Annotated in this window: 4 protein-coding genes and 1 pseudogene; 2 read left to right on the plus strand and 3 right to left on the minus strand. The window is 30.7% G+C overall.

Annotation, left to right across the window (positions count from 1 at the left end; all coding sequences use genetic code 11):
* The first annotated feature begins 5 nt into the window (after nucleotides 1-5).
* Together LEQ07_RS07595 and LEQ07_RS07600 are read left to right on the plus strand one after the other, a co-directional pair.
* On the plus strand, nucleotides 6-1880 hold the full coding sequence (locus LEQ07_RS07595) for an NADH-quinone oxidoreductase subunit NuoF (RefSeq protein WP_263330128.1): 1875 nt from the start codon (nucleotides 6-8) through the stop codon (nucleotides 1878-1880).
* Nucleotides 1881-1892: 12 nt separating this feature from the next.
* Nucleotides 1893-3665 (plus strand): NADH-dependent [FeFe] hydrogenase, group A6, encoded by a 1773-nt coding sequence (locus LEQ07_RS07600; protein ID WP_263330130.1) that lies wholly within the window; start codon nucleotides 1893-1895, stop codon nucleotides 3663-3665.
* Between the two features lie 51 nt (nucleotides 3666-3716).
* Here LEQ07_RS07600 and hprK read toward each other — a convergent pair whose 3' ends face one another.
* From hprK to LEQ07_RS07615, 3 genes and pseudogenes are all read right to left on the minus strand, one after another.
* Complete coding sequence (gene hprK, locus LEQ07_RS07605) at nucleotides 3717-4664, minus strand: HPr(Ser) kinase/phosphatase (RefSeq protein ID WP_021430144.1); 948 nt, start codon at nucleotides 4662-4664, stop codon at nucleotides 3717-3719.
* A gap of 25 nt (nucleotides 4665-4689) precedes the next feature.
* A pseudogene (gene uvrC / locus LEQ07_RS07610) lies at nucleotides 4690-6500 on the minus strand (excinuclease ABC subunit UvrC).
* A 192-nt stretch (nucleotides 6501-6692) separates the two neighbouring features.
* A complete protein-coding gene (locus LEQ07_RS07615; protein WP_263330132.1) occupies nucleotides 6693-8354 on the minus strand; it encodes an ABC transporter substrate-binding protein in 1662 nt (553 codons plus the stop codon).
* Between the last annotated feature and the right edge of the window lie 418 nt (nucleotides 8355-8772).

An 8772-nucleotide genomic window follows, 5' to 3' on the forward strand; every position in this document is an offset into this window, starting at 1 on the left:
AATAGATGAGTAAAATAAAGTCATTTAATGAGTTAAGAGATCTAATCGATGAGTTAAAACCAAATTTATCTTTAAGAAATAATACAATCCATGAAAATAGTAAAAAGGAATTACTAGTTTGTGGAGATACAGGCTGTAGAGCTGCAAATAGTATGCCTATAATCGATAGTTTGAAATCCGAAATAAAAAATGCAGGCTTAGAAGATACTGTTAGTGTATCTTTAACAGGCTGTTTTGGTTTTTGTGCTCAAGGTCCAATTGTTAAGGTTCATCCTGATAACGTTTTCTATGTAAAGGTTAGTGCCGATGATGCTAAAGAAATTGTTCAAGAACATTTAGTAAAAGGAAATGTAGTAGATAGATTGTTGTATTTGGAAGCTTCAGAAAATAAAAAGGTACATGCTTCTGAGGATATTTCTTTTTATAAACAACAAATGCGTATAGCTCTACATAATTGTGGATACATAAATCCTGAAAAAGTTGAAGATTATATAGCAAACGCTGGTTATTTAACGCTTGGTAAATGTATAACTGAGTTAACACCTGAACAAGTTATAGAAGAAGTAAAGGTTTCAGGACTTAGAGGTAGAGGCGGTGCAGGGTTCCCAACAGGAATAAAATGGGAAGCTACTAGAAAATCTATCTCTGATCAAAAGTATGTTGTTTGTAATGCAGATGAAGGTGATCCTGGTGCATTTATGGATAGATCTATATTAGAAGGAGACCCGCATAAAGTTCTAGAGGCTATGGCTATTTGTGGTTATGCAGTAGGTTCAGATACTGGTTATATTTATATAAGAGCTGAATATCCGCTTGCTATAGAAAGACTTCAACTAGCTATATCTCAAGCTAAAAATTTAGGACTTCTTGGTGATAATATATTAGGAACTGATTTTAACTTTAATATAGAACTTAAATACGGAGCTGGTGCATTCGTCTGTGGTGAAGGTACAGCGTTAATGAGATCAATAGAAGGTAATCGTGGAGAGCCTAGAATGAAAACTTATAGCTCAACTAAAAAAGGTCTTTGGGATGTTCCAACTTGTGCAAATAACGTTGAGACTTTTGCCAATATACCTCCTATTTTGAGCAATGGCGGTAATTGGTATAAAAATATAGGAACTGAGAAATCTTCTGGAACTAAAGTTTTTGCTCTTGGAGGAAAGATACATAATGTAGGACTTGTTGAAATACCAATGGGTACAACTCTAAGAGATGTAATATATAATATAGGCGGTGGTATACCGGATGGTCGAGAGTTTAAAGCAGTACTTACAGGTGGTCCATCTGGAGGTTGTATTCCTTCTGATTACTTAGATACTCCTATAGATTTTGATAATTTAAGTAATCTAGGTTCTATGATGGGTTCAGGAGGTATGCTTATTTTAGATGATACTGACTGTATGGTCGATATCGCCAAGTTCTTCTTAGGATTCACAGTCGAAGAATCTTGCGGTAAATGTACACCTTGTCGTATAGGTAATAAGAGACTACTTGAAATATTAACAAAAATAACAGATGGAAAAGGTACGGAACAAGATTTAATAGATTTAGAAAATTTATCTAAAACTATAGTAAGTACATCTTTATGTGGATTAGGAAAATCTGCTCCTAACCCAGTTCTAAGTACTCTTAACTATTTCTATGATGAATATAAATCTCATGTTATTGATAAAAAATGTCCTTCTGGCAAATGCCAAGCACTATTAAACTTTGTTATAACTGATTCATGTATAGGGTGTACAAAATGTTCTAAAGTTTGCCCTGCTGGATGTATATCTGGTTCAGTTAAAGAAAAGCATGAAATAGATGTATCAAAATGTTTGAAATGTGGAGCTTGCATGGACAACTGTAAATTTAATGCAATAATTAAGAGATAAGGGGGATAATCGATGAGTCTAGTTAATTTAACTATAAATGGTAAAAATATATCTGTTGAGAACGAAACTACAATACTTGATGCAGCTAAAAAATTAAATATAAAAATTCCAACATTATGTCATCTTCATATGGATGAAATAAATATGCATAATAAATGCGCTTCTTGCCGTGTATGTATGGTTGATACTAAAAGAGGTTTAGTACCTGCTTGTGCTACTAATGTTAAGGAAGGTATGGAAGTTCAAACTAATACTCCTCGTGCTTTAAATGCAAGAAGAACTGTAGTTGAACTTTTATTGTCAGACCATCCTCAAGATTGTTTGGTTTGTGATAAAAATGGAAATTGCGAACTTCAAACTATCGCTCATGACTTAGGGATAAGAAATATAACTTATCAAGGTGAAAAAACTAATTTAGGAATTGATAATTCTAGTAAGTCTATAGTTAAAAACCATGATAAATGTATACTTTGCAGAAGATGCGAAACTATGTGTAGTGAAATACAAAAGGTAGGAGTTTTATCAGGAGTTAATCGTGGATTTGAAACTATGGTATCTACATTCTTTAACGAAGATATGGCTAAAACTAACTGTTCTTTCTGCGGGCAATGCATTGCTGTCTGTCCTACAGGAGCATTATCTGAAGTTAATAATATAGATTTAGTTTGGAATGAAATTAATAACCCTAAAAAGACAACAGTGGTTCAAGTTGCTCCAGCTGTAAGAGTTGCTTTAGGTGAAGAATTTGGGCTTGCTCCAGGTACTATAACTACCGGAAAGATGGTTTCTGCTCTTAAGTTATTAGGTTTTAAATATGTATTTGATACAAATTTTGCAGCTGATATAACTATACTTGAAGAGGCTTCTGAATTTATAAATAGATTAAATGAAAATAAAAATTTACCAATTTTAACAAGTTGCTGCCCTGCTTGGATAAACTACTTAGAACACCACTATCCCGAATGTTTAAATTTAGCTTCTAGCTGTAAGTCTCCTCAAAACATGTTTGGAGCTATAGCTAAAAACTACTTTACTTCTAAAATAAATATATCTCCTAAAGATATAACTGTAGTTTCTGTTATGCCTTGTATCGCAAAAAAATATGAAGTTTCTAGAACTGAACTAGGAAATGATGGTATTTTAGACGTTGACGTATCTATCACTACTAGAGAACTTGCTAAAATGATAAAAGAATCTGGAATAGATTTTTTAAATTTAGATGATGAAAATTTCGATAATCCAATGGGCGAATCTACAGGTGCAGCTGATATATTCGGTACTACAGGAGGCGTATTAGAAGCTGCTCTTCGTACATCTTACGAATGGGTTACTGGCCAAGAACTAGAAAGTTTAGATTTTAAATCTGTTAGAGGTCTTGATGGAATAAAAGAAGCTAGTATTACTATTGGAGACTCAATAATAAATGTTTGCGCTGCTAGTAGTTTAGGAAATGCAAAGAAAATAATGGATGATGTTAAAGCTGGTAATTCTAAGTATCACATAATAGAAATAATGGCTTGTCCTGGAGGATGTATATCAGGAGCAGGTCAACCGTATCACCGTGGAGATTATTCTATAGTTAAATCAAGATCTGAAGGGTTATACAATATAGATTCTAATAAAGAAATCCGTAAATCGCATAAAAACCCTGCAGTAAATACACTATATGATGAGTTTTTAGGCAATCCATGTGGCGATTTAGCTCATAAATATCTTCATACTTACTACTTCGATAAAAGCAAATTTTTCGAATGTGATGAAGAATTAGTTAAAGCTACTGAATAGTAAATTTGCTTATATTAAACATAAAAATAAGGTGTGACAAATCGTCACACCTTATTTATTTTTATCTATTAAAGTCGCTAACTTCTTTGTAAACTCTTTTGCTGCATCATATCCCATACGCTTTTGTCTAAAGTTCATAGCTGCAACTTCCAAAATCATAGCTGTATTTCTTCCTGGTTTTACTGGAACTATTAGTTTTTCTACATCTATTCCTAATATTTCCTCATACTCTTTATCTAATCCTAATCTATCATAATAAGTCTTATCATTCCAAGATTCTAATCGTATAACTAAATCTATAACCTTAGAATCTTTGACAGCACCTATTCCATACATGCTTCTTACATCTATTATACCTATGCCTCTTATTTCCATAAAGTGTCTTAATACTTCTGGAGCTTGTCCCATAAGTATATTCTCATCAACTTTAGTTATTTCTACTGCATCATCTGCTATTAATCTATGTCCTCTTTGAACTAGTTCTAAAGCTGTTTCTGATTTACCAACACTACTTTCCCCTCTTATTAACACTCCAACGCCAAATACATCCACTAAAACCCCATGTATAGTAGTTGTAGGAGATAATTTTGAGTCTAGGTAATTAGATAATTTATTTATTAATCTTGTAGTATTACGTTTTGTTGCTAAAACTACTCTATTATGTTTTTTAGCCATTTCTATAACATCATCTTTTACTGTTAAACCTCTAGAAACTATTAAAGCTGGCACTTCATAACTAAAAAATTTATCTAGAACTGACCTTCTTACATTCTTGTCCATATGACTAAAGTAAGTATACTCTGTTCTTCCTACTATTTGGATTCTATCATAAGTAAAGTGTTCAAAATAACCTGCAAACTGTAGTCCTGGTCTGTGTATATCTTGATAGTGAACATAATATTCTACATCATCAGGTAAGTTTACTACTTCTAAATCTAAATCTTTTATTAATTGCCTAATTGAAACTGACTTTTCACTTCTCTCATTATCTATTTCCATTGTGTGATTTACTCCTTTATAAAAGTTATTTGTTGTTAAAAAATTTAAATACACTTTCTGCTGAAGACTTATTCATTCCCTCTACTTCTAATAAATCTTCGAAACTAGCAACTTTTATTTCTTCTATGCTTTTAAAGTGACTCAATAATGCTTTTTTCTTTTTTCTCCTATTCCTTGTATATCATCTAACACTGATTTTGTCAAAGATTTATTCCTTAAACTTCTATGATATGAAATAGCATAGTTGTGAACCTCTTCTTGTATGCTTGCTACAAATCTATACAAATTAGATGTTTTATCGAGTTCTATTTCTTTTTCCTGGGAAATTAATCCTTTTGTTCTATGTTTATCGTCTTTATACATTCCCCATAGAGGAATATTGACACCATATCTGTCTAAAACCTTTTTGACTGCGCTTACTTGACCTTTTCCCCCATCTAACAGTATTAAATCTGGAAAGTTTTCATACTTTATTCTTCTTTCCACTATCTCTGCCATAGAGTCATAATCATTTGGACCTTCAACTGTTTTTATCTTATATCTTCTATACTCTTTTTTATCCTTTTTACCATCTGTAAATACAACCATTGATCCAATAGAATCTACACCTTGTATATTTGATATATCAAATGATTCTATTCTTTTTGGTGTATCTTTTAATCCCAAAATATTCTTAAGTTCTTCAAGAGCACCTATACTCTTTTGATACTTTAATTTATTTAGGTTTGAGAACTTTTCTAGATATTCAATAGCATTTTTTCTAACCATTTCTATCAAGTTCTTCTTGTCCCCCTTCTGAGGAACCTTTATATTTACCTTTTGACCTTTTTTATCTGTTAACCATTCTTCTAAAACAAAACTATCCTCTATCTCATCTTCTATTATAATTTCTTTAGGTATATAATCTTGAGATATATAAAACTGTTTAACAAAAGATGATAAAATAGATTTATGAGAACTATCCATAACACCTTCTAAAATAAAGTGTTCTCTGCCTACTATTTTTCCATTTCTTATAAAAAACACTTGTACACAAGCTTCGTCATGCGCTCTCGCCATAGCTATTATATCTTGATTTAAATCTGAAGTTCCTGAGTCTATTTTTTGTTTTTGAACCATATCTTCTAAACTTCTAATTTTATCTCTATAAATTGCTGCATCTTCAAAGTTAAAATCCATTGCACATTTATTCATCTTTTCTTTTAAAATTTCTATTAATCTTTCTTCTTTACCAGATAAAAATAAAATTACTTCCTCTATCATTTTATTGTATTCTTCTTTACTTACTTCACCTGTACATGGTCCTATACACTTTTTAATATGTTTATTTAAACATGGACGAACTTTATTTGCTATTGCTTTTTCTATATCTATATTACATGTTCTTATAGGATAAGTATTTCTTATTATCTCAAGAGTATCATTTACAGCAGTTATATTTGTATATGGCCCAAAATATTTAGCCTTATCCTTTAAAACCTTTCTTACTTTTAAAATCCTTGGATAATCTTCATTTACTGTTACTTTTATATATGGGTATGTCTTATCATCCCTGAGAAGCACATTGTACTTAGGTCTGTATTGCTTTATTAAGTTACATTCTAAAATCAACGCTTCTAATTCTGAATCAGTTATTATATATTCAAATTTGGCAATGTTCTTTACCATTGATTTTACTTTCGATGTATGATTTTTAGAAGATTGGAAGTATTGCCTTACTCTATTTTTAAGAGATATAGCTTTTCCAACATATATAATCTTATCATTTTCATTTTTCATTAAATAAACCCCAGGTTCTGCTGGAAGCTTTTTTAACTGTTCTTGTATATCAAACATTATTTCACCTCGGCTTTAATTTATAATAAAATTATACCCTAAATCACATTCAAATAATAAGATATTTAAAGTAAGTCTTAAAATAATTAAAGAAGGATAAATACAAGTTTTTATAACTTTAAAAGCCTTTTTTAGCTTAAAGTCCATCTTATATTTATCCTTCTAATTTAAATTATTTTATATTCAATTTTTTTATTTCTTTGCTTTTCCTCCATTAACTTGTAAGAAATATGTTCCTGCATCTTCTCTTGTTTTAAACTCTGGAGAATCTTTGTATTTGTCAACATTTTCAGAAGTTAATCCTACTATATCTATAGATCCTGTTTCATATAAATTAAGAGCTGCATTAGGATCTTTAACTATCTTAGTATTTACTTTATCTATCTTAACTGAGCTTGCATCCCAATAATCTGGATTTTTACTCATTGTAAATACATCTTCTATTTTCCAAGTACTTAATGTAAATGGTCCATTATAGTATATCTTATCTGCTGCAGTTCCGTATTCACTTCCAAATTCTTTTACAGCTTTTTCATTTTGTGGTAAGAATGATTTGAAGAACATTAAACTATCGAAGTAGTGAACTGGTCTTACTAAATCTACTTTTAATGTATAATCATCTACTGCTTTTATTCCTACACCATCTGCATTATCTGTTTTTCCTAGATTAAAATCTTTAGCTCCTACTATATCATACATAATGAATCCATAAGTTGATGCTGTAGCTGGGTCTAAAGTTCTCTTCCAAGAATATTCAAAGTCTTTAGCTGTTACTGGGTCTCCATTTGACCATTTAGCATCTTTTCTTAAATGGAAAGTCCATGATTTACCATCTTCTGATTTTTCCCATTTCTCCGCAGTTCCTGGAATTAGCTTACCGTCTTTGTCTTGTTTAACTAATCCTTCCATAGTATTCATCAATACTTCTGATGAAACTGTATCTGTAGCTTTACTTATATCCAATGTAGGAATATCTGATGCAAGAGATAAGTTAAGTTCTTTTTTACCTTCTCCTAATTCTACCCAATTATATATTGCCTGAACGCCAAATGACGGAGTAAGTCTTCCACTTACATATGGTTTTTGAAGATAAGATGCTCCTTTTTGGTAAAGAGGAGATAAAAATCCATCTTCTAACATAAGTTTTTCAGCCTTTGCATATTTTTCCCAACTTTCTTTTTGACTTCCAGCTGTTTTACCTTCCTCTATAAGCTTATCGTATTCTGGATTACTATATCCTGTATTTTTAGCATATTGTAATCCACTTTGCATAGTCTCTAAGAATGTTAATGGGTCTGGGTAATCTGGTGACCATCCTGAATGTGTAAGTTGAAATTCTCCTTTTTCTTCTAATGCAAGTTTTTGTTTAAATGGCTGTACTTTTATCTCTACTTTTAATCCTGGCAATGCATTTTGAAGTTCTGCTTGCATAAATTCAACTTCTTTTTTAGCACTTTCTGACTCGAATGATAATAATTCTAGAGTTACAGTATCAAATCCAACTTCTTCTTTAGCTTTTTCCCATAGTTTAGTAGCTTCTTCCTTATTGTATTTATAGCCCATCTCTCCAGCTACTTCTCTATAATCTTTACCATCTTCATTAAAAGCTAATTTTTCAGCAACTATATAATCAGCTGCTGTACATCCATTATTTATTATTGTTTCACATAGAGTTTCTTTATCTATAGCCATAGATATCGCTGCTCTTGCATTTTTGTTAGCAAGAACTTCATATGGATCTCCTGCTTCTCCACTTCCTGATGAGGAACCACCACTGTTACTACATCCAACCATACTCATTACAGTTATTGCTGCAGTAGCACTCATTAAGGCCATTTTCTTTTTAAAAACCATTGAATTACCTCCCCAAATAAGTTAATTTTTAAGTACTTTTGTGATAATGCATATATATGTTTTTATATTATATGTGCCTAAATTTGTCCTTAATTCCTAAATTTGTATTTTTATAAAAACCTGATTTGCTTGATCTCCTCTTCATGCCTTAACATAATAAGTCTATTGTTAAAATTTTTTACACGCTTTACTATAATATCTCTCCCCCTTATTGGTTTCTGTTACCATATTATTTATTAATTTACATTATAGGATAATTTTTTTAAAATGTCATTATTTTTTGAATATTTATTTTTAGACAAAAACTTTTTTTGTTCATGCAAATAATATTTTTTATGTTTTATTATTAATTTATATTTAATAATTAGTTAAAACTTTTATTCAGCAAAATCCTTTAATTTAAAATTTTTTAAACTTA

Source organism: Paraclostridium sp. AKS73 (assembly GCF_025671395.1).
Classification (GTDB): Bacteria; Bacillota; Clostridia; order Peptostreptococcales; family Peptostreptococcaceae; genus Paraclostridium; species Paraclostridium benzoelyticum.

Excerpts from the sequence above, each read along its gene's own strand:
- hprK (WP_021430144.1), bottom strand. The coding sequence starts at position 4,664 with ATGGAAATAGATAATGAGAGAAGTGAAAAGTCAGTTTCAATTAGGCAA.
- LEQ07_RS07595 (WP_263330128.1), top strand. The coding sequence starts at position 6 with ATGAGTAAAATAAAGTCATTTAATGAGTTAAGAGATCTAATCGATGAG.
- LEQ07_RS07615 (WP_263330132.1), bottom strand. The coding sequence starts at position 8,354 with ATGGTTTTTAAAAAGAAAATGGCCTTAATGAGTGCTACTGCAGCAATA.
- LEQ07_RS07600 (WP_263330130.1), top strand. The coding sequence starts at position 1,893 with ATGAGTCTAGTTAATTTAACTATAAATGGTAAAAATATATCTGTTGAG.